Source organism: Paracoccus sanguinis, from assembly GCF_012689545.1.
In the GTDB taxonomy this organism is placed as follows: Bacteria; Pseudomonadota; Alphaproteobacteria; order Rhodobacterales; family Rhodobacteraceae; genus Paracoccus; species Paracoccus panacisoli.
In genome coordinates, this window is sequence record NZ_CP051542.1 from 1131404 (window position 1) to 1154310 (window position 22907).

The window sequence follows — 22907 nt, forward strand, 5'->3', positions numbered from 1 at the left end:
CGCGCGCCGATCCGGAGTCACTCCTTCGGCGCCAGCGCCCGCAGCGCGGCGCGGATCAGTGCGGGGGTGGGGGCGGCGGGGTCGCGGGCGGCGGCTTCGGCGACCGCGGCGGCGGCCTCGGAGGGGCCGTAGCCGAGGTTCGTCAGCGCCGAGAGCGCATCGGCCGAGGCGGCGGCCGAGTTGGGCGCGGCCGTGCGGGGCGCGGGCGCCGGGGCGGGGGTGGCGTCGGGCTCGACCAGCCCCGCGCCCGCGTCGCCCAGCCCTGCGTCCACCGTCAGCGCGCCGCCCATGGCGATGACCTGCGGGGCGCGGTCCTTCAGCTCAAGCACCACCCGCTGCGCGAGCTTCGGCCCCACCCCCGGCGCCTTGCGGACCGCCGCCCAGTCGCCCAGGGCGATGGCCCGGCCCACGCCTTCCGCCCCAAGCGTCCCGAGGATCGCCAGCGACGCCTTGGCGCCGATCCCCTGCACCGAGGTCAGCAGCCGGTGCCATTCCTTCTCGAGCAGCGTCGGGAAGCCGAAGAGCTGCAGCAGATCCTCGCGCACCACGAGGTCGGTATAGAGCGCGGTGGCCTCGCCCACCCGCGGCAGGCTGGCGGCGGTTCGTTCGCTCACATGGACGATGTAGCCCACGCCGCGCACGTCGATCAGCACGTGGTCGGGGGCGCGGTGCAGGATCACCCCGGCGATGCGGCCGATCATCGGGTGGCCCTCATGCCACCACCTTGATCCTGAGCACCCGGCTTTGCAGGTGGCGCGCGTGGCAGATGGCGATGGCGAGCGCGTCGGCCGCGTCCGGCCCGGCCAGCGCCACGCCGGGCAGGGTCAGCCGGACCATGTGCTCGACCTGCTGCTTCTGCGCGTGGCCGACGCCGACGATGGCCTTCTTCACCGCGTTCGGGGCGTATTCCCCGACCGTCAGCCCCGCCTGCGCGGGGGCCAGAAGCGCAACCCCGCGGGCCTGCCCCAGCTTCAGCGTCCCCACCGCGTCCTTGTTGACGAAGGTCTGTTCGACCGCCGCCGCATCCGGCGCGTGGGCCGCGATCACCGCCACCAGCCCGCGGTGCAGCTCGCACAGGCGGGCGGCGAGGCTGTCGGCGCCCGAGCGCACGATGCCGTTGGCGATGTGGGTGACGCGCGAGCCGTCGACCGCGATCACCCCCCAGCCCATGTTCACCAGCCCGGGATCGATGCCCAGAACCCTCATGCCCGATCCCTCACCTCGCGCCGTGGCGGTTCCGGTCCACCCGAGGCGCACCGTCCGCGTTTTTTCAAACCGCTAGCACGAAACGCGAACATCGCCTAGCGGCATTTCGCCGTTTGCTTGACACCCATGGCCCCGCTTGGGAAACGGGGCCAAACGGGGGATTGAGATGTCGCCAGCCTTGATTGCCGCGCTGCCGTTCCTCGGGGCGCTGCTGCCCGGCCTGATGGTCCGCGCGGGCCGATCGGCCGCGGCGATCGCCTGCGGGACGGCGACGGCGCTGGCGCTGCTGGGTCTCGTGCTGCACACGCCGGCGATCATGGCGGGCGAGGTCATCACCGCCCGCATCCCGTGGATGCCGCAGATCGGGCTCGACGCCGATTTCCGCATCGACGGGTTGAGCCTGCTCTTCGGCATCCTGATCCTCGGGATCGGGCTGCTGATCATCCTCTATGGCCGCTACTACCTGTCGCGCAAGGACGCGGCGGGGCCGTTCTTCACCTATCTGATGCTCTTCCAGGGCGCGATGATGGGGATCGTGCTCAGCGACAACATCCTGATGATGCTGGTCTTCTGGGAGCTGACGTCGCTCTCGTCCTTCCTGCTGATCGGCTTCTGGAAGCACCTGCCCGAGGGGCGGCAGGGGGCGCGGATGGCGCTGACGGTGACCGGGATGGGCGGGCTTGCGATGATCGCGGGCTGCCTGATCCTGGGGCAGATCGCCGGGTCCTACCGGCTCTCGGACATCCTGCTGGTGCGCGAGGCGATCCAGGCCTCGCCCTACTACCTGCCGGCGCTGGTGCTGATCCTGATTGGTGCCTTCACCAAGTCGGCGCAATTCCCGTTCCATTTCTGGCTGCCGCGCGCGATGGCGGCCCCCACCCCGGTCAGCGCCTATCTGCACTCGGCCACAATGGTGAAGGCGGGGCTGTTCCTCATGGCGCGGCTTTGGCCGGTGCTGGCGGGGACGCCCGAGTGGTTCGCCATCGTCGCCACCACCGGCCTCATCACCATGCTGATCGGGGCCGCGATCGCGCTCTTCCAGGACGACCTCAAGGGGCTTCTGGCCTATTCCACGGTCAGCCACCTCGGGCTGATCACCATGCTGCTGGGTTTCGGAACCGAGGCCGCGGCCATCGCCGCGGTGTTCCACATCATCGCCCATGCGAGCTTCAAGGCCGCGCTCTTCATGGCCGCAGGCATCGTCGATCACGAGGCGCACACCCGCTCGATCAAGCGGCTCGGCGGCCTGCGCGGGCTGATGCCGCTGACCTTCGGGATCGTGCTGATCGCCTCGCTCTCGATGGCCGGCATCCCGCCCTTCAACGGCTTCATTTCCAAGGAGATGATGCTCGAGGAAGCCGCCCACGCCGTGTGGCGCGGGATGCCGTGGCTGGTGGGCGGCGTCGCCACCTTCGCGGCGCTGATCTCGGTCGCCTATGCGCTGCGGATGATCGTGCACGTGTTCCTCGGGCCGGTGCGCGACGACTATCCGGCCGCGCCGCATGATCCTGGCCCGGGGCTGATCTTCTCGCCCGCGCTGCTGGTCGGCATCGTGATCGTCACCGGGCTCTTTCCCGCCGCGACCGTGGGCTGGCTGGTCGATGCCGCCGCCGCGGCGGTGACCGGCGGCACGCCGCACGCGCATCTGGCGCTGTGGCACGGGGTCACCCCGGCGCTGTGGATGTCGGTGATCGCGGTCGCGGGCGGGGCGGTGCTGCTGGCGCTCTGGCACCCGATCGAGGCGCTGCGGACCCGCCTGCGGACCCCGGACGCCAAGGCGATCTTCGACGCCATGACCGGCACCGCCGAGCGGTGGGCGCGGGCCTTCACCGACCGCTTCACCAACGGCTCGATGTCGCGCGCGCTCGCGGCCTTCATGCTGACCGCGGTGGCGGCGAGCTTCGTCGCCTGGCACACCGGGCAGGTCGGGCCCGAGACGCGGCCGATGCTGCCCATCACCCCGGTCGCTCTGGTCGGCTGGGTGATGCTGATGGTCGCCACCGGCACGATGGTTGCCCTGCACCGCCGCCGCATCCTCGCGCTGGTGCTGGTCGGCATCATCGGGCTGATCGTCAGCTGCACCTTCGTCTATCTCTCGGCCCCCGACCTTGCGCTGACCCAGATCACGGTCGAGGTGGTCACGGTCATCCTGCTGCTGCTGGCGCTGAACTTCCTGCCCAAGCGGACGGTGATGGACACCGGCAACTTCAAGCGCGGCGCGGACGCCTTCGTGGCGGCGGTGACCGGGCTCGGCGTCGGCGGGCTCGCCTATGCGATCATGCGGCGCGAGCCGGCGTTCGACCCGATCTCGGGCTACATGCTCGACAACAGCTACAAGCTGGGCGGCGGGGACAACGTGGTGAACGTGATCCTCGTCGACTTCCGCGGCTATGACACCTACGGCGAGATCATCGTGCTCGGCATCGCCGCGCTCACCATCTTTGCCCTGACCGAGACGCTGCTGACCGGGCGCTCGGGCGCGCGGCTCAGGAACTGGGTCCACGACATGCGGCGCGCGGGCGACCGGCACCCGCTGATGCTGGTGGTGGCGACGCGGGTCGTGCTGCCGATCTCGCTGGTGGTCGGGCTCTACATCTTCCTGCGCGGCCACAACGCGCCGGGCGGCGGGTTCATCGCCGGGCTCATCGTCTCGGTGGCGCTGGTCATGCAGTACATGGCCTCGGGCTTCGCCTGGGCGCAGGAGCGGCAGAACATCCCCTATCACGCGCTGATCGGGCTGGGCGCGCTCGCCGCCGGGATCACCGGCGCCGGGGCGTGGTTCGCGGGCAAGCCGTTCCTCACCTCGGCCTTCGGCTATTTCCACCTCGTCGGGATCGAGCCGTTCGAGCTGGCCACCGCCATGGGCTTCGACACCGGCGTGTTCCTGTGCGTCGTGGGCGCCGTGATGCTGGCGCTGAACTCACTGTCGCGGATCGCCCGGCAGGCCGGGCAGAAGGTGAACGTCCACCCGATGGACATCCAGCTGGGAGGGCCGCGCTGATGGAAATCCTCGTGGCCTCGGCGCTGGGGTTCATGACCGCCGCCGGGGTCTATCTGACCCTGCGCAAGCGGACCTTCGCGGTGGTGCTGGGCATGACGCTGCTCAGCTACACCACCAACGTGTTCCTGTTCATCTCGGGCCGGCTGTCGGTGAACCTGCCGCCGGTCCTGCAGAAGGGCGTCACCGACTATTCGGACCCGCTGCCGCAGGCGCTGGTGCTGACCGCGATCGTGATCTCGTTCGGGATGACCGCGGTCGTGGTGATGATGGCGCTCGGCGCCTTCCTCGAGGGGGGCGACGACCACGCCGACATGCCCAAGGGTGACCGGCGCGAGGTTGCGCCGGGGGGCGAGAGGCCCTCGGCCCGGCCCGCCGACCGGCCGGAGGCCGCCCGATGAACCACTGGATCATCGCCCCCGTCGTGCTGCCCGCCTTCCTCGGGCCGCTGATCGTCCTCGGGATGCGGCACGACCTGGTGCTGCAGCGGGTGTTCTCGACCGTCGGCACCGCCGCGCAACTGGTCATCGCGCTGTGGCTGATGACCCAGGCCGCGGGCGGCGAGATCCAGGTCTACCGCATGGGCAACTGGGCGGCGCCCTTCGGCATCGCGCTGGTGCTCGACCGGCTGGCGGCGCTGATGCTGGTGCTGACCGCGGGGCTCGGGCTGATCGTCCAGCTTTACGCCATCGGCTCGGGCTGGGACCGCAAGGGCTGGCATTTCCACGCGCTCTGGCAGTTCCAGCTCATGGGGATCAGCGGCGCGTTCCTGACCGGCGACGCCTTCAACCTGTTCGTCTTCTTCGAGGTGCTGCTGATCGCCAGCTACGGGCTGATGATCCACGGCGGGGGCGAGATGCGGCTGCGCGCGGGCGTGCAGTATGTGGTCTACAACCTCGCCGGGTCGTGCCTGTTCCTTGCTGCGTTGGGGACGATCTATGCCGTCACCGGGACGCTGAACATGGCCGACCTCGCGGTGCGGGTGGCGCAGCTGCCGCCGCAGGACACCGCGCTGCTCAGGACCGGCGCGGTGCTTCTGATGCTGGTGTTCGCGGTCAAGGCGGCGCTGGTGCCGCTGCATTTCTGGCTGCCCTCGACCTATGCCCGCGCCCCCGGCCCGGCCGCCGCGCTGTTCGCGATCATGACCAAGGTCGGGGCCTACGCGATCATCCGCTTCTTCACCCTCGTCTTCCCGTCGGACAGCGTGATCGAGCGCTTTGCCGCCGACCTGCTGCTGCCCGCGGCGCTGGTCACGCTGGTGGTGGGGCAACTCGGCATCCTCGGCTCGCGCCACCTCGGGCGCGTCGCGGCCTTCGCGGCGCTCGGCTCGGTCGGGACGCTGATGATCGGGGTGGCGCAGTTCCGGCTGCCCGGCCTCTCCGCCGGGATCTGGTATCTGGTCCACTCGACCCTCGCTGCGGCGGCGCTGTTCCTCGTCGTGGACCTGATCGGCGGGCGCCGCGCGGGCGGCAGCCTGTGGCTGCGCCCGATGCCGCCCATCGCCCAGGGGGGCATCGTCGGGGCGCTGTTCTTCGCCGCCGCCATCGGCATCGCCGGCCTGCCGCCGCTCTCGGGGTTCCTCGGCAAGCTCGCCATCCTGCAGGCGAGCCGGCACAGCGACCACACCCTGCTGATCTGGAGCGTGATCCTCGTCACCTCGCTGATCGCCATCTACGGCTTCGCCCGCGCCGGCTCGACGGTGTTCTGGCGCGCCCACCAGCACGGCCCCGAGCCCGCGCGGGTGGTGGTTGCGCCGAACGACCAGCGCCCGCTGCCCCCGAAGGTCGAGCCTGACGAGTGCATCCAGGACCTCGCCGACGCCCCGGCCCCGTGGCTCGCGCTGACCGCCACCGCGACGCTGATCGCGGGGATGGCGCTGCTGACGGTGTTCGCCGGGCCGATGATGGACTATGCTCAGGCCACCGCCCGGCAACTGATCGACCCCGCCCCCTATGTCGAGGCGGTGCTGCTGCGGCAGGAGGGCACGAAATGATCCGCCGCATCCTGCCCCACCCGGTCCTGTCGCTGGTCTGCGCGCTGGTCTGGATCCTGCTCGTCAACCGCTTCGCCTGGGGCTCGCTGGTGTTCGCGCTGGTGATCGGCCTCGTCGTGCCGGTGGCGACCGCGCCCTACTGGCCCGACCGCGCCCGCATCCACAACCCGGTCAAGATCGCGGCCTACATCGTCATCGTGATCTGGGACATCATCGTGGCCAACATCGCGGTGGCCCGGATCGTGCTCTTCATGCCCAAGCGCGACCTGCGCCCGGTCTGGCTGCCGGTCCCGCTGGCACTGACCACGCCCGAGGCGATCTCGGTCCTGGCCGGCACCATCACCCTCACCCCCGGCACCGTCAGCTGCGACCTGAGCGAGGACGGCAAGGTGCTGCTCGTCCACTGCCTGCACGCGCCGGACCCGCAGTCGGTGCTCGACGACATCAAGGGCCGCTACGAGGCCCGGCTGCTGGAGATCTTCGCATGACGTTGTTCGGCATGGGCCTCCTCGATCTCGCGCTCGCCTTCGCCTTCGGCTGCTATGCGCTGGCGCAGCTCTTCTGCCTCTACCGCGTCGTCTTTGCGCCGGGGTTGAGCGACCGGGTGCTGGCGCTCGACACGATGGCGATCAACATGATCGCGCTGATCACGCTGTTCGGCATCCGCGAGGGGACGGCGATGTATTTCGAGGCGACGATGCTGTTCGCCATGGTCGGCTTCGTCTCGACCGTGGCCTTCGCCAAGTTCGTGCTCAGGGGGGACATCATCGAATGAGCCTCGTCGCAGAGATCTTCATCGCCTTCCTGCTGGTCGTCGGCGGGGTGTTCGGCGTCGTCGGCGGCTGGGGGCTGGTGCGGCTGCCCGACCCGATGACGCGGCTGCACGCGCCGACCAAGGCGGCGACGCTGGGGGTGGGCGCGGTGCTGATCGCGTCGATGGCCACGATGTGGTTCCGCTACGGGATCGTCAGCTGGCACGAGTTCATGATCGCGCTGTTCCTGTTCCTGACAGCGCCGATCACCGGGATGTTCATCGCCAAGGCGCATCTGCACCTGTCGTGGAAGCGCGACGAGCTGCCCCCGCCCGGGCCGACGACGCCGACCGAATGGGCGACCTACGGCGACACCGCGGCCGAGTGCGCCATCGTCACCGGCCCCTACTACGCCGAGAAGCGCAGCGAGTAGCGCCGCGCCTCAGCCCGGCGGCGGGGCGTCGAGCTCGTCGAAATGCCGCGCCACGTTGCGGCTGAGGTTGTCGAGGTGGCTCGCCATGTGCCGCTGCATCGCGCCTGCATCCCGCGCCCTGAGCGCCGCGACCATGCCGCGGTGGTCGGCCAGCACCTGCGCCGCATCCGACCGCCGCCGCGCCGACAGATAGCGGATGCGCCAGAGCCGGGCCAGGTATTCCTCGTGGCTGCGGCTCAGCGCGGCATTGTGGCCGGCGGCGACGATGGCGCGGTGCATCTTCATGTCGAGGTCGAACACCTCGAGCGGGTCGCCCTCGGCGTGGTTCGCCTCGACCGTGCGCGCCAGCGCGGCGATGGCGGCGATCTCGGCCTCGGTCGCGTGGGCGCAGGCCAGTTCGCCCCCGTGCAGTTCGAGAAGCCTGAGCACCGCCACCTCGTCCAGCGCCTCGGCCCGGGTCATGTCGGTGACGAGCGGGCTGCGCAGCGGGCGCAGCGTCACCAGACCCTCTTGCGCGAGGATGCGCACTGCCTCGCGCAGGGGGGTGCGGCTGATGCCCAGGCGCTCGGCGTGGTCGCGTTCCTTGATCGGGCTGCCGGGCGGGATGGTGCCGGTCAGGATCTCGCGCCGCAGCCGGTCGGCGATGGCGGCGGGGATGGTCGCGGCCTCGGCCCCCTCGGCGGGGTGGTCGCCGGGGCCGTCGGAGTCAGGGGTTGCGCTGGCTTCGCTCATCGGGGGCCGCCTCGCCTGTCGGGGCCGGTCAGTTGACCGGCGTTTCGGGGGGCCGTCCGGCGAGGACGGCGGCGAGGTTGCGCCGCTGCAGCGCCCCCATCGCGGCCCGCGTCTCGACCGTGGCCGAGCCGATATGCGGCAGCGGCAGCAGGTTGCCGAGCCGCGCGAGGTCCGGGTCCACCGCCGGTTCGCCGCGGAACACATCGAGCGCCGCACCCCCCAGCCGCCCCTCGGCCAGCGCCCGGGTCAGGGCGCCCTCGTCCACCACGCTGCCGCGCGAGACGTTGACCAGCACCCCCTCGGGGCCGAGCGCGTCGATGATCGCCGCCGACACCATCCCCTCGGTGTCCGGGCCGCCGACCACGATCACGAACAGGTCGTCGACCGCGCGGGCCAGCGCCAGCGGGTCAGGGTGCGCGGTCCAGCCCGGCGGCGTCTCTTTCGGATGGCGCGACCAGTAGTGGACCGGGCACTTGAAGGCCGTCAGCCGGTCGGCGATCTCGCGCCCGATCCGCCCGAGCCCGAGGATGCCGACCGTCCGCCCCGAGGCCTTGCGCGCCAGAGGCGGCCCGCCCTCCGCGGCCCAGCGGCCCGAGCGCACCGCGGCGATGCCCGGCTCGAACCCGCGCAGCAGCGCGATCCACATCCCCACGGCGAGGTCGGCCACGTCGTCGTTCAGCACCTCGGGGGTGTTGGTCACGGTGATGCCGCGCGCGCGTGCCGCCGCCACGTCGATGGCGTCGTAGCCCACGCCGAAGTTGGCGATCACCCGCAGCCCTGGCAGCAGGTCCATCTCGGCCCCGCCGAAGGGCGCGTGCCCGGCATAGGCCACCCCGCGCACCGCCGCGCGCGCGGCCGCGTCCAGACCGGCCAGCGCGTCCGGGTCGGGCAGCGCCCGCGCCCCCATCGCCGCCAGCGCGTCGCGGTCGGTGTCGGTGTAGCGGCCGATGGCGAGAATCCCGGTCATGCCCAATCCTTACAACGCGGCGGTGATGCCGCCATCCACGTATATCACCGTGCCGTTGACGAAGGACGCAGCGTCCGACGACAGGAACACCGCCGCGCCGACCAGCTCCTCGACCCGGCCCCAGCGGCCGGCGGGGGTGCGGCGGGCCAGCCAGTCGCTGAACGCCGGATCGGCGACCAGCGCGGCGTTGAGCGGCGTCTCGAAATACCCGGGCGCGAGGCCGTTGCAGTTCAGCCCGTGCCGCGCCCAGTCGGCGGCCATCCCCTTGGTCAGGTTCGCCACCGCCCCCTTGGTCGCGGTGTAGGGCGCGATGCCCGGCCGGGCGAGCGCCGACTGCACCGAGCAGATGTTGACGATATGCCCCCGCCCCCGCGCGATCATGTGCCGCGCGCAGGCCTGCGCCACGTTGAAGACGCTCGCCACATTGACCTGCAACAGGCGCTGGAAGGCATCGTCGGGAAACGTCTCGAGCGGGCCGCAATGCTGCTGGCCCGCGTTGTTGATCAGGATGTCGATGGGGCCGACGCGCGCCTCGAACCCGTCCACCGCGGCGCGGGTGGCGGCATGGTCGGTCACGTCGAAGGGCAGCGTGGCGACCTCGAAACCCGCCGCCGCCAGCCCCTCCGCCGCGGCGTCGAGGCGGGCCGCGTCGCGGGCGTTCAGCACCACCGCGGCGCCGGCGGCGGCCAGCCCGCGCGCCAACGCCAGCCCGATCCCCTGCGAGGCGCCGGTGACCAGCGCCCGCCGCCCGCTGAGGTCGAAGAGCGACAGCCCCTGCGGCAGCGCCTCGGCCGGGGCGCCCATCAGCCGCGGCCGATGAACGGCATGTTCGTCGCCATCACCGTCACGAACTGCACGTTCGCCCCCTCGGGCAGCGACGCCATGTGCAGCACCGTGTCGGCCACCGCCATCGCGTCCATCACCGGCTCGATCCGCGTCGAGCCGTCCGCCTGCGGAACCCCTTTGGTCATCGGCACCGCCATCTCGGTCAGCGCGTTGCCGATGTCGATCTGCCCGCAGGCGATGTTGTAGGGCCGCCCGTCGAGGCTGATCGACCGCGTGATCCCCGTCACCGCGTGTTTCGAGGTCGTGTAGCCGATCGAGCCGGGCCGCGGCGCGTGGGCCGAGACCGAGCCGTTGTTGATGATCCGCCCGCCCTGCGGCGATTGCGCCCGCATGATGCGGAAGGCCGCGCGGGCGCACAGGAAGACGCCGGTGACGTTGACCTCGATCACCCGGCGGAACTCGTCGGGGGCAACTTCGTCGGGGGTCTGGGCGACCAGCCCGGTCCCGGCGTTGTTGAAGAGAACGTCCACCCGCCCCCAGTCCGCCGCCGCGCGGTCGAAGGCCGCGTCCACCGCACCCGCGTCGCAGACGTCGCAGGGCAGGACCAGCGCGCCGCTGTCGCCGGCCGTCTCGCGCAGCGCCTCCTCGCGCCGGCCGATCAGCCCGACCCGCCAGCCGGCGTCGAGGAAGCGCCGCGCTGTGACCCGGCCGATGCCGCTGCCCGCGCCGGTGATGATGATCCCGTTCGCCATCCCGTGGCCCCCCGTCAGTGGTTATCGCGCGGCAGCGTCCTGACCACCCGCTGATAGGCCGTCGCCAGCTCGAGGCAGCCGCCCTGTGCAAGCTGCCCGACCTCCTTGCGGTAGATCTCCTCCCACGGGGTCTGGTTGACCAGCTCCGGCGGCGTCCACGCCGCGCGCCGCGCCGCCCACTCGTCCGCATCGACCAGCGCATCGAGCCGCCGGGCGTTCAGGTCCAGCCGCACCCGGTCGCCGGTCTCGAGCAGCGCCAGCCCGCCCCCCACCGCCGCCTCGGGCGAGGCGTTGAGGATCGAGGGGCTTTCCGACGTTCCCGACTGCCGCCCGTCGCCGACGGTCGGCATGTGGTTGATCCCCTGCCGGATCATCGCGTCCGGCGGCTGCATGTTCACCACCTCGGCGCTGCCCGGATAGCCGACGCAGCCCACGTTGCGGATGAAGAGGATGCAGTGCTCGTCGATGCCGAGCGCCGCGTCGTTGATCCGTGCGTGGTAGTCCTCGGGGCCCTCGAAGACGATGGCGCGGGCCTCGAACACCCCCTCGTGCCCCGGCTCGGACAGGAAACGCTGCCGGAAATCGGCCGAAATCACGCTGGTCTTCATCAGCGCCGAATCGAACAGATTGCCCGAGAGGACGAGGAACCCGGCCCGCTCGCGCAGCGGATCGCTGACCGGCCGGATCACCGCCCGGTCGGTCGAGCGGATCGCGGCGACGTTCTCGCCCGCCGTCCGGCCGGTGACTGTCATCGCGCCCTCGTTGAGCAGCCCCGCCTGAAGCAGCTCACCCATCACCGCGGCGACGCCACCGGCGCGGAAGAAGCTCTCGCCCAGGTATTCGCCCGCGGGCTGCATGTTGACGAGCAGCGGCAGCTCGAAGCCCACCGTCTCCCAGTCCTGCACGTCGAGTTCGACCCCGGCGTGGCGGGCCACGGCCTGCAGATGCGGCGGCGCGTTGGTCGAGCCGCCGATGGCCGTGTTGACCCGGATCGCGTTTTCGAAGGCCGCGCGGGTCAGGATGTCCGAGGGCTTGAGGTCGTCGAGCACCATCTGGACGATGCGCTTGCCGGTCTCATAGGCCATCGCCATCCGCTCGCGGAACGGCGCGGGAATGGCCGAGCAGCCCGGCAGGCTCATCCCCAGCGCCTCGGCCATGGCGTTCATGGTGCTGGCCGTGCCCATCGTGTTGCAATGCCCAAGCGACGGGGCCGAGGCGCAGACCCGCTCGATGAACTCGGGGTAGTCGATCTTGCCTTCGGAAAGCAGCCGCCGGCTTTCCCAGACGATGGTGCCCGAGCCGGCGCGCTTGCCCTGCCACCAGCCGTCGAGCATCGGCCCGCCGTTGAGCGTGATCGCCGGCAGGTCCACGGTCGCCGCCCCCATCAGCATGGCGGGCGTGGTCTTGTCGCAGCCGGTGGTCAGCACCACCCCGTCCAGCGGATAGCCGTGCAGCACCTCGACCAGCCCCAGATAGGCGAGGTTGCGGTCGAGCGCGGCGGTCGGGCGCTTGCCGGTCTCCTGGATCGGGTGGACCGGAAACTCCATCGGGACGCCGCCGGCGGCGCGGATGCCTTCCTTGATGCGGTCCATCAGGAAGACGTGGATCTTGTTGCAGGGCGCAATGTCGCTGCCGGTCTGGGCGATGCCGATGATCGGCTTTTCGCTGGTCAGTTCCTCGCGCGTGTAGGTGCTGTTCTGGTAGCGCTCGAGATACAGCGCCGTCATGCCCGGGTTGTTCGGGTTGTCGAACCATTCCTGGCTGCGAAAGCGCTTGTTGGCGCGGGTGTCGGACATGGGCCACCTTCCACGGCTTGCTGCTGCCCGGATGGTATACCATAATCCCCGCGACGCAAGCGGCGGGGAGGGCGCGCAGATGGCGGGTTGGGAAGGCATCTGGCCGGTGGCGCCGACGCCGTTTCACGCGGACGGGACGCTCGACCTTGACGGCATGACGCGGGTGCTCGACTGCATCATCGACCAGGGCGCGACGGGGATCTGCATCCTCGCCAACTTCTCGGAACAGTTCCTGCTGGCCGATGACGAGCGCGAGACGCTGACGCGCCTGTCGCTCGACCACGTCGCGGGGCGGGTGCCGGTGATCGTCACGATCAGCCATTTCGCCACGAGGATCGCGGTCGAGCGCGCCCGCCGCGCCAGGGCGCAAGGGGCGGCGGCGGTGATGATGATGGCGCCCTATCACGGCGCCACGCTGCGCGGCACGCCCGACCAGACCTTCGAGCAATTCGCCGCGGTGGGCGAGGTCGGCATCCCCATCATGGTGCAGGACGCGCCGATGTCGGGGGTCGAGCTGACCGTGCCGCTGCTGGTGCGGATGGCGCGCGAGATCGAGATGGTGAAGCTCTTCAAGATCGAATCCCTGCAGGCCGCGGCCAAGCTGCGCGCGCTGATCGCCGAAGGCGGCGCGGCCATAGAGGCGCCGATGGACGGAGAAGAGGCGATCACGCTGCTGGCCGACCTCGACGCGGGCGCGACGGGTTCGATGACCTCGGCCTCGATCGTGGACCAGATCAGGCCGGTACTGGACCTCTGGGCCGCGGGCGACCGTGAGGGCGCGACGGATGCCTATGCCCGCATCCTGCCCTTCGTGAACCACGAGAACCGACAATGCGGTTTCCGCGCCGCCAAGGCGCTGATGGTCGAGGGGGGCGTGATCGGCTCGGACGCCTGCCGCCACCCGATCCCGCCCCTGCACCCGGCGACGCGGGCGATGGCCATCGACCTCGCGCGGCGGCTCGACCCGGTGGTGCTGAGATGGGGGAGATGATGCCGCTTCCGCCCGAGGGGATGTTCGTCGGCCGCGTCTGGCGGCCCGGGATCGGCCCGGCGCTGGTGGTGCACCGGGACGGGCGGCTGGTGGACGTGACTGCCCCCGCCGCGCCCACGATGCGCGACCTGCTCGAGATGGACGACCCCACGGGGTGGATCGCCGCACAGGCGGGCGAGGACATCGGCGCGCTGGCCGATTTCACCGTGACCACGGGGGGCGAGGACGCGGCGCGGCTGCTCTCGCCCGCCGACCTGCAGGCGATCAAGGCCTCGGGGGTGACCTTCGCCGCCTCGATGGTCGAGCGGGTGATCGAGGAACAGGCGGCGGGCGACCCTGACCTCGCCGCCGGTATCCGCGACCGCATCGGCGCGGCCATCGGGGCCAATCTGCGCGGCATCGTGCCGGGCTCGGACCGCGCCGCCGAGGTCGCCCGCATCCTCAAGGCCGAGGGGCTCTGGTCGCAGTATCTCGAGGTCGGGATCGGCCCGGACGCGGAAATCTTCACCAAGTGCCAGCCGATGGCCTCGGTCGGCTGGGGGGCCGAGGTCGGGCTGCACCCGATCAGCCGCTGGAACAACCCCGAGCCGGAAATCGTGCTGGCCGTCGATTCGCGCGGCCGGATCAAGGGCGCGACGCTCGGCAATGACGTGAACCTGCGCGACGTCGAGGGGCGCTCGGCGCTGCTGCTCGGCAAGGCCAAGGACAACAATGCCTCGGCCGCCATCGGGCCGTTCATCCGGCTCTTTGACGCGAGCTACGGGCTCGACGACGTGCGCCGGGCCGAGCTGACGCTGCGGGTCGAGGGGGCGGACGGGTTCGTGCTCGACGGGCGATCCTCGATGGACCAGATCAGCCGCGATCCGGCCGATCTGGTGGCGCAGGCGGTGGGGCCGCACCACCAGTATCCCGACGGGTTCATGCTGTATCTCGGCACGCTCTTCGCCCCGACGCAGGACCGCGACGCGCCCGGGCAGGGCTTCACCCACCATCCGGGCGACGTGGTGACGATCAGCGAACCGGCGCTCGGGGCGCTGACCAACACCGTGCGGCTGTCGACCGAATGCCCGCCGTGGCGGTTCGGGGCGGCGGCGCTGATGCGCAACCTTGCGGGGCGCGGACTGGTCGGCCCCTGACGCCCCTTGATCCGTTTCACGGCGCTTGGCAATGTATACATCAGCAAGCGAGGGGGGACGCGGCATGAGGGTTCTGATCCTGGGCGGGGCGGGCATGGTCGGCCGCAACCTCGCCGCCCGCCTGGTGGCCGACGGCAGCCTCGGCGGCACGCCGGTCGAGGAGGTGACGCTCTTCGACGTGGTGCCCGCCACCACCACCGGGTCCGACCGCACCGCGATCACCGTGCGCACCGGTGACATCGCCGACGAAGCCACCGTGACCGCGCTGGTAGCCGAGCGGCCGGAGGTGATCTTCCACCTCGCCGCCATCGTCTCGGGCGAGGCCGAGGCGGATTTCGACAAGGGCTACCGCATCAACCTGGACGGCACCCGGCTGGTGTTCGAGGCGATCCGCGCGCTCGGCGACTACCACCCGCGGGTTGTGTATACATCCTCGATCGCCGTCTTCGGGGCGCCCTTCCCCGAGGCCATCGGCGACGAGTTCCTGACCGCGCCGATGACCAGCTACGGCACCCAGAAGATGATCGGTGAGCTGCTGCTCAACGACTATTCCCGCCGCGGCATCTTCGACGGGGTGGGCATCCGCCTGCCGACCATCGTTGTACGCCCCGGCGCGGCGAACAAGGCGGCCTCGGGGTTCTTCTCGGGCATCATCCGCGAGCCGCTGGCCGGGCTCGAGGCGATCCTGCCGGTTGAGGACGAGGTGCTGCACTGGATGGCCTCGCCCGCCTCGGCGACCGGGTTCCTGATCCATGCCGCGACCATGGACACCGGCGCCCTCGGCGCGCGGCGCTGCCTGACCATGCCCGGCCTCGCGATCACCGTGGGCGAGATGATCGCGGCCCTCGGCCGCGTCGCCGGGCCCGAGGCGGTGGCCCGCATCCGCCGCCAGCCCGACGCCACCATCCGCGGGATCGTCGCCGGCTGGCCGCGGCGCTTCGACGCGACCCGCGCGGCCGCCCTCGGGTTCACCGCCGACACGGATTTCGACGACGTGATCCGCGCCCATATCCGCGACACCGACGCCGCTGCCGCCGGGGGACCGCAGGGATGAACGCCACCGGCGCCCCGCCCTTCCGGGCCGCGCGGCCCCGCCCGCTGCCGCCCGGCGCGGGCGGGCTGAACGCCCGCGACCGCGCCTATCTGGACCTGCGCTACCGCATCCTGAACGGCCGCCTCGCCCCCGGCACGACGCTGCTCGAGACCGAGATCGCGGCGCTTCTGGGCCTGTCGCGGACCCCGGTGCGCGAGGCGCTGATCCGGCTGGCCGAAGAGGGGCTGGTGCTGATCCGCCCCCGCCACGGGGTCACGGTCATCGACCTGACGGTGAGCGATTTCCGCGACATCCTCGACGTGTTCTCGGCGCTCGAGGTCCGCGCCGTGGCGCTGGCCGCGGCCCATCCCCCCGCGCCCGCCGACGCCGCCCGGCTGACCCAGCTCGTCCAGCGGATGGAGCGCGCGACCGAGGCCGGGGACATCGCCCGCTGGTCGGACCTCGACGACGACTTCCACTCGACGCTGGTGGGGCTCTGCGGCAACGCCCGGCTGCTCAGGTCGATCGGGGAATACTGGGGGCAGCAGTACCGCGGCCGGCGGCTGATCCTGCCGCACCGGCCGCTGCCCGAGGATTCGAACCGCGAGCATCGGGTGATCCTTGAGGCGGTGCTCGCGGGCGACGCCGAGGCCGCGCACGCCGCCCACCTCGCCCACCGGGCGCGGGCCGACCGCGACCAGCTCGCGCTTCTGACGCAGGTGCTGGGGCCGGGGATGCCGGCGCGCCCCGACCCGCGCCCCGTCGACCGCCCCGCCCCCGCAGAGGAAAGCGAGACGACATGAACCGCATCGACCTCGACGGCCGCCGCGCCGTCGTCACCGGCGGCGCGCAAGGGTTGGGCCGCGCCATCGCCGAGCGCCTCGTCGCCAGCGGCGCCCGCGTCGAGATCTGGGACGTGCAGGACGCCACCCCCACGGCCGACGTCCTCGGCGCCACCGCCCGCCGGCTGGACCTGACCGACGAGGCCGCCGTCACCGCCGCCGCGGGCGCTGCGGGCGCGGTCGATATCCTCGTGAACAACGCCGGCATCACCGGCGGCAACGCGCCCACGTGGGAGATCGCGCCCGACATCTGGCGCCGGGTGATGGAGGTGAACCTGACCGCCCCCTACCTGACCTGCCGCGCGCTGGTGCCCGGGATGGTCAGTCGCGGCTACGGGCGGATCGTCAACATCGCCTCGGTCGCGGCGAAGGAGGGGAACCCGAACGCCGCGCATTACTCGGCCTCGAAGGCCGGGGTGATCGCGCTCACGAAGTCGCTGGGCAAGGAGTTGGCCGAGACCGGCGTGCTGGTGAACTGCGTCACGCCCGCCGCGGCGCGCACGCCGATCTTCGACCAGATGAGCCCTCAGCACATCGACTATATGCTGTCGAAGATCCCGATGAAGCGGTTTCTGGAACCCGCCGAGGCCGCCGCGATGGTCGCCTGGCTCTCGTCCGAGGACTGCGCCTTTTCCACCGGCGCGGTGTTCGACCTGTCGGGCGGGCGGGCCACCTATTGATCCGGCTGGCCCTGCCCTCGGGGGTCTGGGCCGGGATCGACCCGCTGGGCGCGACGCTCACGGCGCTGGTGCTGCCCGACCGCGCCGGGCGGCTGGCGGACGTGCTGCTGTCCCCCGCCACGCGCGGCGGCGGCCCCTACATGGGCGTCACGGTGGGGCGCTATGCCAACCGGATCGCCGGGGCGGCCTTCGCGCTCGACGGCGCGACCCACAGGCTCAGCGCCAACGACGGGCCGAACTGCCTGCACGGCGGGGCCGAGGGGTTAGATGCCCGCGACTGGCAGGTGGCGGCGTCCGCGCCGCGCGGGGTGACGCTGCGCCTGTCCAGCCCGGACGGCGATCAGGGCTTTCCCGGACGCCTCACGGCCGAGGCTGCCTATGCGCTGAGCGAGGATGCCGCGGGGGTGCGGCTCGCGCTCACCCTCACCGCGACGACCGACCGGGCGACCCCGGTGAGCCTGACCAACCACGCCTATCTCAACCTTGCGGGCGGCGACGAGACGATCGAGGACCACCGCCTCGGCGTCGCCGCGCGGCGCTATCTGCCGGTCACGCCCGCGGCGATCCCCCTGCCCGAGGCGCCCGCGCCGGTCGCGGGCACGCCCTTCGACCTGCGCACCCCAGCGCGGCTGGGCGAGCGGCTGGCGGCCCCGCATCCGCAGATCGCGGCGATGGGCGGGATCGACCATTGCCTCGCGCTCGACGGGCACGGGCTGCGCGCCGCGGCAACGCTGGCGCACCCGCGCTCGGGGCGGCGGATGGTGCTGTGGACGGACGCGCCGGGGATGCAGGTCTATACCGGCAACGGGCTGGCCGGGGTGGCACTGCAAGGCGGCGGGATGGCGCGGCGCTGGGGGGCGGTCTGCCTTGAGCCGGGGGCCTGGCCTGATGCGCCGAACCGGGCCGATTTCCCCTCGGCGATCCTGCGGCCCGGCGCGGTCTATCGCCACCGGATGGTCTGGGTGTTCCCGCGGCCCGCCTGAGGCCCGCGTCACGCCCGCGGGTGCGCAGCGCGGTGGACGGCCACCAGCCGCGCGTCATCGACGCCGGTATAGACCTGCGTCGTCGAGAGCCGCGCGTGGCCCAGAAGTTGCTGGATGGTCCTGAGATCGCCCCCGGCCGCCAGCAGATGGGTGGCAAAGCTGTGCCGCAGCGCGTGTGGCGTCGCCGTCTCGGGCAGGCCGAGCGCCTGCCGCAGCGCCGCCATCGCCCCCTGCACCTGCCCCGGCGCAAGCCGCCCACCGCGGGCACCGCGGAACAGGGGCTCGTCCCTCTGCGGCGCGAAGGGCGCGAGGCGCAGGTATTCGTCCACCGCCGCCCGCGCCGCGGGCAGCACCGGCACCACCCGCTCTTTCCCGCCCTTGCCGCGGACCCGCAGCGCCTCGGCAAACGGCCAGTCCTGCCCGTCGAGCGCCAGCGCCTCGGAAATCCGCAGGCCCAGCCCGTAGAGCAGCGTCAGCACCGCCGCATCCCGCGCCGCGATCCACGGCGTCGGGTGCTGCGCGCCGGCGAGGTCCAGCACCGCACGCGCCTGCGCCGGGGCGATGGGCCGCGGCAGGCTGCGCCGGTAGCGCGGACCGCGGGCCGACAGCGCGCGCGAGGCGTCGAACCCCTCGCGGTCCGACATCCAGCGCAGGAACCCCCGCACCGCCGAGAGCCGGCGGGCAAGGCTGCGGGGCGAGAGGCCGCGGGCGCGCTCGTCGGCGGCGAAGGCGCGCAGGTCGGTCTGGGTCAGGTCGGCAAGCGTCGCGGGCAGCGCCGGGGTGCCGTGATAGCCGCCGAGAAAGGCGAGGAACGCCAGCAGGTCGCCCTGATAGGCGGTGATGGTGTGCGCGGCCCGGCCCCGGGTGCTGCGCTCACCCTCGAGCCAGCGCGCCAGCGCATCGGCCATCGCCGGCGCGAGGGCCAGCGGGGTGAGGGGCGCCGACGGGGCCGGCGCCCGGCTCATTCCCGAAGCCAGCCGATCAGCACCAGCCGGAACACCTGCGCGAAGAACCGCAGCAGGTCGGTGCCTTGCGCCGGCGAGAACCGCGTCGGGTCGAGCGAGCCCATGACCAGCAGCGCCGGGCGGCGACCGGCGCCGAGGTCGAGCGGCAAGAGCGCCTCGGACGCTACCTCGGTGCCGTGGACGGCCCGCGTCTCGCCGCTCGCGCGCCGCAGGATGATGTCGTCGCCGCGCGGGGCGCGCCGCCCGGCCGCGATCATCCGCGCCACGCTGCCCTCGGGGGCGACCACCAGCGGGCCGGTGTCGGCGCTGGGGGCGGTGCCTTCGGCCCCCTCCATCACCAGCCGCAGGGTCTCGACCCGCAGGATCGGCGCCACGTCGCTGTCGAGCGTCTCGAGGAAGCCGGCGAAGTCCATCGGCTCGATCAGCGCCAGCACCGCGCGGTGGATGACCTGGGTGCCGGACTGGTTCTCGTAGGCGGCCGAGATCACGCTTTCATGGGCGCTCTCGAGCCGGTCGAGCCGATACTCGAGCGCCTCCATCGCGCGGCCGCGGATGTCGATGACGTTGGCGCCCTGCTCGGCCTCGCGCGCGGCGACGAGGGCGCGCATCAGCTCGCGGTCGGCGAGGATCAGCCCCGGCTCGGCCAGCAGCCGGGCGCGGGTCTCGGGCGAGAGCGCGGCGTCGCCCTCGGCCGGGGTTGCGGCCGCCACCACAGCCGCGCCCTCGGGCTGGCCCTCGGCCTCGCCGGTCATGCGCCGATCTTCTGGCCGGTCTTGGCCCAGTCGGCGTTGAACTGCTCCAGCCCCTTGTCGGTCAGCACGTGGTTCGCCATCGCCTTGATGACCGCGGGCGGGGCGGTGATCACGTCGGCGCCGATGCGGGCACATTCGATGATGTGGTTGACCGAGCGGATCGAGGCGGCGAGCAGGTTCGTCTCATACCCGTAGTTGTCGTAGATCGTGCGGATGTCGGCGATCAGCTCCATCCCGTCGAGGCCGATGTCGTCCAGCCGGCCGATGAAGGGCGAGATGAACGTGGCCCCCGCCTTGGCCGCGAGGATCGCCTGCGCGGGGGTGAAGCACAGCGTGACGTTGACCATGTGGCCGTCGTCGGTCAGCGCCTTGCAGGCCTTGAGCCCGTCCCAGGTCAGCGGCACCTTGACGGTGACGTTGGGGGCGATCTGGGCGAGGTGCTTGCCCTCGCGGATCATGTCCTCGGCCTTTTCCGAGACGACCTCGGCCGAGACCGGCCCGGGGACGAGATCGCAGATCTCCTTGGTGACCTCGGCGATGTCGCGCCCGGACTTGAGGATCAGCGAGGGGTTCGTGGTGACCCCGTCCACCATCCCCAGCTCGTGCAGCTCTCGGATCGCGGCGATGTCGGCGGTGTCAACGAAAAATCTCATGGCGAGGGGCCTTCTGCGGCGAAAGGGGGCGTCGGCGCGGGTTTACCGCAGAACGGCGGATGCGGAAAGCCCGAAGGGCTGCGGGGGGCTTTCCGGGCCGTGGGTGCCTATGCCCCGCACGGGTCGCACCGCACATACCCTGCCCCCTTGCCCGACGCCCGCCCGCCGGTCTATGCGGCCGCCGATCCAGCCACCCCGACGAGGACCCCGATGGAACAGAAGTTCGAGCGCGCGCTCTTTGCCACCCGCTGGCTGATGGCGCCGATGTATCTCGGGCTGATCGGCGCGCTGGTGATGATGGTGATCGTGTTCCTGCGCCAGGTCGCCTATTACGTGCCGCAGGCCCTGACGATGAGCGCCGAGACGGCGATCCTCGCCTCGCTCTCGCTCATCGACCTGACGCTGGCGGCCAACCTGCTGCTGATCGTGATCTTCTCGGGGTACGAGAACTTCGTCTCGAAGCTCGACCTCGACGCGCAGCACGAGCGGCCGTCGTGGATGGGCACGGTCGATTTCTCGGGGCTGAAGATGAAGCTGATCGCCTCGATCGTGGCGATCTCGGCCATCGACCTGCTCAAGCGGTTCATGGAGCTCGGGCGCCCCGGCATCACCCCGCTGGGCGACCGCGAGCTGCGCTGGCTGGTCATCATCCACGTGGTGTTCGTGGTCTCGGGGCTGCTCATGGCGGCGATGGACTGGCTGATCGCCCGCAGCGGCAAGAAATACGGCGGGGCGTGAGGCGCGCGGGCGCATGGGCGCCCACGCTGGTGACGCGCCTTACGGCGTGAGCCCCTGCGGGTCGGGCAGGCCGTGGACCCGCGCCGTCGCGGTCAGCGTGTTGGCCAGCAGGCAGGCGATGGTCATCGGCCCGACCCCGCCCGGCACCGGGGTGATGGCGCCGGCGACCGCGCGGGCGCTCTCGAAGTCCACGTCGCCCACCAGCCCGTCCTCGGTCCGGTTGATCCCCACGTCGATCACGGTGGCGCCGGGCCTCAGCCAGTCGCCCTGCACGAAGCGGGGCCGGCCCACGGCGGCCACGACGATCTCGGCCCGCCGGCAGAGGTCGGGCAGGTCGCGGGTGCGCGAATGGGCCACCGTCACCGTGGCGCTGTCGGCGGTGAGCAGCTGCGCCATCGGCTTGCCGACGATGTTCGAGCGCCCGATCACCAGCGCGTCGCGGCCCGCCAGCGACCCGAGCCGGTCGCGCAGCAGCATCAGGCACCCCAGCGGCGTGCAGGGCACCATCGCCTTCTGCCCCGTCGCCAGCCGCCCGGCGTTGAGCACCGTGAAGCCGTCCACGTCCTTCTCGGGCGCGATGGCGTTGATCACCGCGGCCTCGTCCATGTGCTTCGGCAGCGGCAACTGGACGAGGATGCCGTTGACCGCCGGGTCGTCGTTCAGCCGCGCGATCAGCGTTAGCAGGTCGGCCTCGGCCGTGTCGGCGGGCAGGCGGTGCTGGAACCCCTGCATCCCCACCTCGGCGGTGGCCTTGCCCTTGGCCCGGACATAGACGCCCGAGGCCGGATCGTCGCCGACCAGCACCACGGCGAGGCCGGGGGTGATGCCGTGCGCGGCCTTCATCGCCGCCACCTCGGCCGCGATGCGGGCGCGCAGCCCGGCGGCGAAGGCCTTTCCGTCGATCAGCTCAGCGGTCATCGGTTTCCCCCAGCGCGCGCGCCTCTTGCGCGATGAAATGCTCCATCATGACCCGCCACAGCGCCTCGGCCAGGTCCGGGTCGACGCCCTCGGCCGCGGCGTTGCGGCGGGCGTTGGCGGCGACCTCCTCGACCCGCGCGCCGATGCGGGCGGGCAGGCCGGCGGCGGCCTTGATCTCGGCGGCGCGGTCGATCAGCCGGGTGCGGCGGCCGAGCAGCGCGGCCATCTCGCGGTCGAGCGCGTCGATGGCGGCGCGCAGCGCATCCATGTCGGGCAGCGAGGCGGGATCGGGCCGGTCGGTCATGGCGGGGTCATTGCCCCGCGGCGGGCGGCTGTGCAAGGGGGCGCGGGTGGCGGCTTGACCCGCCCGCCCCCGTGGCGGAGCCTTGGCCCTCATGCCGGAGGTCCGATGACACCCTATGCCGATCCGCAGGGCCCCTCGGGGGTCGCGGCCTACACGCTCGGCCCCGCGCATATCGACGTGCGGTTCAAGAGCGGGGCGATCTACCGCTACACGGTGCTGTCGGTGGGTCAGGCCAACTTCGACCACATGGCGCGCCTCGCCCGCGCCGGCGAGGGGCTTTCGACCTTCATCAGCCGCGTGGTGCGGGACCGCTACGCGGCGCGCCTCGCCTGACGCGGCGCGAGGTGGCGCGCAGCGCCTCGTCTATGAACCGGGCGTTACCGCATCCCGTGGCGCCAGGCCCCTGACCCACGACCGGGCACTGAGTGGCGCACCGCCGAACAGCACACTAGTCCTCAGTTTGGATGGGGAGCCCGCCCCCGCGCCACCACAGCAAA

At 71.9% G+C, this 22907-nt stretch carries 26 protein-coding genes; 14 read left to right on the forward strand and 12 right to left on the reverse strand.

Features of this window, described 5'->3' with window-relative positions:
- Window positions 1–17: 17 nt before the first annotated feature.
- Both ruvA and ruvC read right to left on the reverse strand, forming a co-directional pair.
- Window positions 18–701 (reverse strand): Holliday junction branch migration protein RuvA, encoded by a 684-nt coding sequence (gene ruvA / locus HGN31_RS05400; RefSeq protein ID WP_168782569.1) that lies wholly within the window; start codon window positions 699–701, stop codon window positions 18–20.
- A 10-nt stretch (window positions 702–711) separates the two neighbouring features.
- Complete coding sequence (ruvC, locus tag HGN31_RS05405; protein ID WP_036702760.1) at window positions 712–1206, reverse strand: crossover junction endodeoxyribonuclease RuvC; 495 nt, start codon at window positions 1204–1206, stop codon at window positions 712–714.
- 166 nt (window positions 1207–1372) lie between these two features.
- On the opposite strand from ruvC, the gene HGN31_RS05410 reads away from it, so the two are divergent.
- From HGN31_RS05410 to HGN31_RS05435, 6 genes are read left to right on the forward strand one after another with little or no spacing between them, the layout of a single operon-like run.
- Window positions 1373–4207: a monovalent cation/H+ antiporter subunit A gene (locus tag HGN31_RS05410; protein WP_168782570.1), complete on the forward strand. Its 2835-nt coding sequence runs from the start codon at window positions 1373–1375 to the stop codon at window positions 4205–4207.
- A complete protein-coding gene (locus HGN31_RS05415) occupies window positions 4207–4605 on the forward strand; it encodes a Na+/H+ antiporter subunit C (RefSeq protein ID WP_168782571.1) in 399 nt (132 codons plus the stop codon). The genes HGN31_RS05410 and HGN31_RS05415 overlap by 1 nt, the downstream gene beginning before the upstream one ends.
- Entirely contained in the window at window positions 4602–6197 is a 1596-nt protein-coding gene (locus HGN31_RS05420) for a monovalent cation/H+ antiporter subunit D (protein ID WP_168782572.1), read from the forward strand. Before HGN31_RS05415 ends, HGN31_RS05420 begins: the two co-directional genes overlap by 4 nt.
- Window positions 6194–6685 (forward strand): Na+/H+ antiporter subunit E, encoded by a 492-nt coding sequence (locus HGN31_RS05425; protein WP_168782573.1) that lies wholly within the window; start codon window positions 6194–6196, stop codon window positions 6683–6685. Before HGN31_RS05420 ends, HGN31_RS05425 begins: the two co-directional genes overlap by 4 nt.
- Entirely contained in the window at window positions 6682–6972 is a 291-nt protein-coding gene (locus HGN31_RS05430) for a K+/H+ antiporter subunit F (RefSeq protein WP_231555327.1), read from the forward strand. The genes HGN31_RS05425 and HGN31_RS05430 overlap by 4 nt, the downstream gene beginning before the upstream one ends.
- On the forward strand, window positions 6969–7382 hold the full coding sequence (locus tag HGN31_RS05435) for a Na+/H+ antiporter subunit G (RefSeq protein WP_168782574.1): 414 nt from the start codon (window positions 6969–6971) through the stop codon (window positions 7380–7382). Before HGN31_RS05430 ends, HGN31_RS05435 begins: the two co-directional genes overlap by 4 nt.
- Window positions 7383–7391: 9 nt before the next feature.
- Here HGN31_RS05435 and HGN31_RS05440 read toward each other — a convergent pair whose 3' ends face one another.
- From HGN31_RS05440 to HGN31_RS05460, 5 genes are read right to left on the reverse strand one after another with little or no spacing between them, the layout of a single operon-like run.
- On the reverse strand, window positions 7392–8114 hold the full coding sequence (locus tag HGN31_RS05440) for a GntR family transcriptional regulator (RefSeq protein WP_036702755.1): 723 nt from the start codon (window positions 8112–8114) through the stop codon (window positions 7392–7394).
- A gap of 28 nt (window positions 8115–8142) precedes the next feature.
- A complete protein-coding gene (locus HGN31_RS05445; protein ID WP_168782575.1) occupies window positions 8143–9081 on the reverse strand; it encodes a 2-hydroxyacid dehydrogenase in 939 nt (312 codons plus the stop codon).
- Window positions 9082–9090: 9 nt separating this feature from the next.
- Window positions 9091–9885 (reverse strand): SDR family oxidoreductase, encoded by a 795-nt coding sequence (locus HGN31_RS05450; protein WP_168782576.1) that lies wholly within the window; start codon window positions 9883–9885, stop codon window positions 9091–9093.
- Complete coding sequence (locus HGN31_RS05455) at window positions 9885–10619, reverse strand: SDR family oxidoreductase (RefSeq protein WP_168782577.1); 735 nt, start codon at window positions 10617–10619, stop codon at window positions 9885–9887. The genes HGN31_RS05450 and HGN31_RS05455 overlap by 1 nt, the downstream gene beginning before the upstream one ends.
- Window positions 10620–10633: 14 nt before the next feature.
- Window positions 10634–12415: an IlvD/Edd family dehydratase gene (locus HGN31_RS05460; protein WP_168782578.1), complete on the reverse strand. Its 1782-nt coding sequence runs from the start codon at window positions 12413–12415 to the stop codon at window positions 10634–10636.
- 79 nt (window positions 12416–12494) lie between these two features.
- Here HGN31_RS05460 and HGN31_RS05465 point away from each other — a divergent pair, with 79 nt between their 5' ends.
- From HGN31_RS05465 to HGN31_RS05490, 6 genes are all read left to right on the forward strand, one after another.
- Window positions 12495–13406 carry a dihydrodipicolinate synthase family protein gene (locus tag HGN31_RS05465; protein WP_168782579.1) on the forward strand — a complete coding sequence of 304 codons (912 nt, stop codon included), beginning with the start codon at window positions 12495–12497 and terminating at the stop codon, window positions 13404–13406.
- Window positions 13403–14542, forward strand: coding sequence for a fumarylacetoacetate hydrolase family protein (locus HGN31_RS05470; protein ID WP_168782580.1), 1140 nt, complete (start codon window positions 13403–13405; stop codon window positions 14540–14542). The genes HGN31_RS05465 and HGN31_RS05470 overlap by 4 nt, the downstream gene beginning before the upstream one ends.
- A gap of 64 nt (window positions 14543–14606) precedes the next feature.
- Entirely contained in the window at window positions 14607–15596 is a 990-nt protein-coding gene (gene denD, locus HGN31_RS05475) for a D-erythronate dehydrogenase (protein ID WP_168782581.1), read from the forward strand.
- Window positions 15593–16378, forward strand: a complete 786-nt coding sequence (locus tag HGN31_RS05480; protein WP_168782582.1) for a GntR family transcriptional regulator — start codon at window positions 15593–15595, stop codon at window positions 16376–16378. Before denD ends, HGN31_RS05480 begins: the two co-directional genes overlap by 4 nt.
- A complete protein-coding gene (locus HGN31_RS05485) occupies window positions 16375–17097 on the forward strand; it encodes an SDR family oxidoreductase (protein WP_168782583.1) in 723 nt (240 codons plus the stop codon). Before HGN31_RS05480 ends, HGN31_RS05485 begins: the two co-directional genes overlap by 4 nt.
- Window positions 17094–18080 carry an aldose epimerase family protein gene (locus HGN31_RS05490; RefSeq protein WP_168782584.1) on the forward strand — a complete coding sequence of 329 codons (987 nt, stop codon included), beginning with the start codon at window positions 17094–17096 and terminating at the stop codon, window positions 18078–18080. The genes HGN31_RS05485 and HGN31_RS05490 overlap by 4 nt, the downstream gene beginning before the upstream one ends.
- An 8-nt stretch (window positions 18081–18088) precedes the next feature.
- On the opposite strand, the gene HGN31_RS05495 is transcribed toward HGN31_RS05490, so the two are convergent.
- The 3 genes from HGN31_RS05495 to fsa are packed head-to-tail and all read right to left on the reverse strand — an operon-like array spanning window position 18089 to window position 20450.
- Window positions 18089–19045: a tyrosine recombinase XerC gene (locus HGN31_RS05495; RefSeq protein ID WP_168782585.1), complete on the reverse strand. Its 957-nt coding sequence runs from the start codon at window positions 19043–19045 to the stop codon at window positions 18089–18091.
- Entirely contained in the window at window positions 19042–19797 is a 756-nt protein-coding gene (locus HGN31_RS05500; RefSeq protein ID WP_168782586.1) for a DUF484 family protein, read from the reverse strand. Before HGN31_RS05500 ends, HGN31_RS05495 begins: the two co-directional genes overlap by 4 nt.
- Window positions 19794–20450, reverse strand: a complete 657-nt coding sequence (gene fsa, locus HGN31_RS05505; protein WP_036704902.1) for a fructose-6-phosphate aldolase — start codon at window positions 20448–20450, stop codon at window positions 19794–19796. The genes HGN31_RS05500 and fsa overlap by 4 nt, the downstream gene beginning before the upstream one ends.
- Window positions 20451–20660: 210 nt before the next feature.
- On the opposite strand from fsa, the gene HGN31_RS05510 reads away from it, so the two are divergent.
- The gene (locus HGN31_RS05510; protein ID WP_036704900.1) at window positions 20661–21188 is read left to right on the forward strand and encodes a TIGR00645 family protein; all 528 of its coding nucleotides are present in this window, start codon (window positions 20661–20663) and stop codon (window positions 21186–21188) included.
- Window positions 21189–21227: 39 nt separating this feature from the next.
- Here HGN31_RS05510 and folD read toward each other — a convergent pair whose 3' ends face one another.
- Both folD and HGN31_RS05520 read right to left on the reverse strand, forming a co-directional pair.
- Window positions 21228–22106: a bifunctional methylenetetrahydrofolate dehydrogenase/methenyltetrahydrofolate cyclohydrolase FolD gene (gene folD / locus HGN31_RS05515; protein ID WP_168782587.1), complete on the reverse strand. Its 879-nt coding sequence runs from the start codon at window positions 22104–22106 to the stop codon at window positions 21228–21230.
- On the reverse strand, window positions 22096–22410 hold the full coding sequence (locus tag HGN31_RS05520; RefSeq protein WP_036711467.1) for a chorismate mutase: 315 nt from the start codon (window positions 22408–22410) through the stop codon (window positions 22096–22098). The genes folD and HGN31_RS05520 overlap by 11 nt, the downstream gene beginning before the upstream one ends.
- A gap of 105 nt (window positions 22411–22515) precedes the next feature.
- Between HGN31_RS05520 and HGN31_RS05525 the strand changes: the two genes are divergently transcribed.
- Window positions 22516–22743 carry a hypothetical protein gene (locus HGN31_RS05525; RefSeq protein ID WP_168782588.1) on the forward strand — a complete coding sequence of 76 codons (228 nt, stop codon included), beginning with the start codon at window positions 22516–22518 and terminating at the stop codon, window positions 22741–22743.
- Window positions 22744–22907: the final 164 nt, after the last annotated feature.

What these genes read in the sequence shown, in the direction of transcription:
- ruvA (WP_168782569.1), bottom strand. Translation starts at nt 701, where the DNA reads ATGATCGGCCGCATCGCCGGGGTGATCCTGCACCGCGCCCCCGACCAC.
- ruvC (WP_036702760.1), bottom strand. Translation starts at nt 1,206, where the DNA reads ATGAGGGTTCTGGGCATCGATCCCGGGCTGGTGAACATGGGCTGGGGG.
- HGN31_RS05410 (WP_168782570.1), top strand. Translation starts at nt 1,373, where the DNA reads ATGTCGCCAGCCTTGATTGCCGCGCTGCCGTTCCTCGGGGCGCTGCTG.
- HGN31_RS05415 (WP_168782571.1), top strand. Translation starts at nt 4,207, where the DNA reads ATGGAAATCCTCGTGGCCTCGGCGCTGGGGTTCATGACCGCCGCCGGG.
- HGN31_RS05420 (WP_168782572.1), top strand. Translation starts at nt 4,602, where the DNA reads ATGAACCACTGGATCATCGCCCCCGTCGTGCTGCCCGCCTTCCTCGGG.
- HGN31_RS05425 (WP_168782573.1), top strand. Translation starts at nt 6,194, where the DNA reads ATGATCCGCCGCATCCTGCCCCACCCGGTCCTGTCGCTGGTCTGCGCG.
- HGN31_RS05430 (WP_231555327.1), top strand. Translation starts at nt 6,682, where the DNA reads ATGACGTTGTTCGGCATGGGCCTCCTCGATCTCGCGCTCGCCTTCGCC.
- HGN31_RS05435 (WP_168782574.1), top strand. Translation starts at nt 6,969, where the DNA reads ATGAGCCTCGTCGCAGAGATCTTCATCGCCTTCCTGCTGGTCGTCGGC.
- HGN31_RS05440 (WP_036702755.1), bottom strand. Translation starts at nt 8,114, where the DNA reads ATGAGCGAAGCCAGCGCAACCCCTGACTCCGACGGCCCCGGCGACCAC.
- HGN31_RS05445 (WP_168782575.1), bottom strand. Translation starts at nt 9,081, where the DNA reads ATGACCGGGATTCTCGCCATCGGCCGCTACACCGACACCGACCGCGAC.
- HGN31_RS05450 (WP_168782576.1), bottom strand. Translation starts at nt 9,885, where the DNA reads ATGGGCGCCCCGGCCGAGGCGCTGCCGCAGGGGCTGTCGCTCTTCGAC.
- HGN31_RS05455 (WP_168782577.1), bottom strand. Translation starts at nt 10,619, where the DNA reads ATGGCGAACGGGATCATCATCACCGGCGCGGGCAGCGGCATCGGCCGG.
- HGN31_RS05460 (WP_168782578.1), bottom strand. Translation starts at nt 12,415, where the DNA reads ATGTCCGACACCCGCGCCAACAAGCGCTTTCGCAGCCAGGAATGGTTC.
- HGN31_RS05465 (WP_168782579.1), top strand. Translation starts at nt 12,495, where the DNA reads ATGGCGGGTTGGGAAGGCATCTGGCCGGTGGCGCCGACGCCGTTTCAC.
- HGN31_RS05470 (WP_168782580.1), top strand. Translation starts at nt 13,403, where the DNA reads ATGATGCCGCTTCCGCCCGAGGGGATGTTCGTCGGCCGCGTCTGGCGG.
- denD (WP_168782581.1), top strand. Translation starts at nt 14,607, where the DNA reads ATGAGGGTTCTGATCCTGGGCGGGGCGGGCATGGTCGGCCGCAACCTC.
- HGN31_RS05480 (WP_168782582.1), top strand. Translation starts at nt 15,593, where the DNA reads ATGAACGCCACCGGCGCCCCGCCCTTCCGGGCCGCGCGGCCCCGCCCG.
- HGN31_RS05485 (WP_168782583.1), top strand. Translation starts at nt 16,375, where the DNA reads ATGAACCGCATCGACCTCGACGGCCGCCGCGCCGTCGTCACCGGCGGC.
- HGN31_RS05495 (WP_168782585.1), bottom strand. Translation starts at nt 19,045, where the DNA reads ATGAGCCGGGCGCCGGCCCCGTCGGCGCCCCTCACCCCGCTGGCCCTC.
- HGN31_RS05500 (WP_168782586.1), bottom strand. Translation starts at nt 19,797, where the DNA reads ATGACCGGCGAGGCCGAGGGCCAGCCCGAGGGCGCGGCTGTGGTGGCG.
- fsa (WP_036704902.1), bottom strand. Translation starts at nt 20,450, where the DNA reads ATGAGATTTTTCGTTGACACCGCCGACATCGCCGCGATCCGAGAGCTG.
- HGN31_RS05510 (WP_036704900.1), top strand. Translation starts at nt 20,661, where the DNA reads ATGGAACAGAAGTTCGAGCGCGCGCTCTTTGCCACCCGCTGGCTGATG.
- folD (WP_168782587.1), bottom strand. Translation starts at nt 22,106, where the DNA reads ATGACCGCTGAGCTGATCGACGGAAAGGCCTTCGCCGCCGGGCTGCGC.
- HGN31_RS05520 (WP_036711467.1), bottom strand. Translation starts at nt 22,410, where the DNA reads ATGACCGACCGGCCCGATCCCGCCTCGCTGCCCGACATGGATGCGCTG.
- HGN31_RS05525 (WP_168782588.1), top strand. Translation starts at nt 22,516, where the DNA reads ATGACACCCTATGCCGATCCGCAGGGCCCCTCGGGGGTCGCGGCCTAC.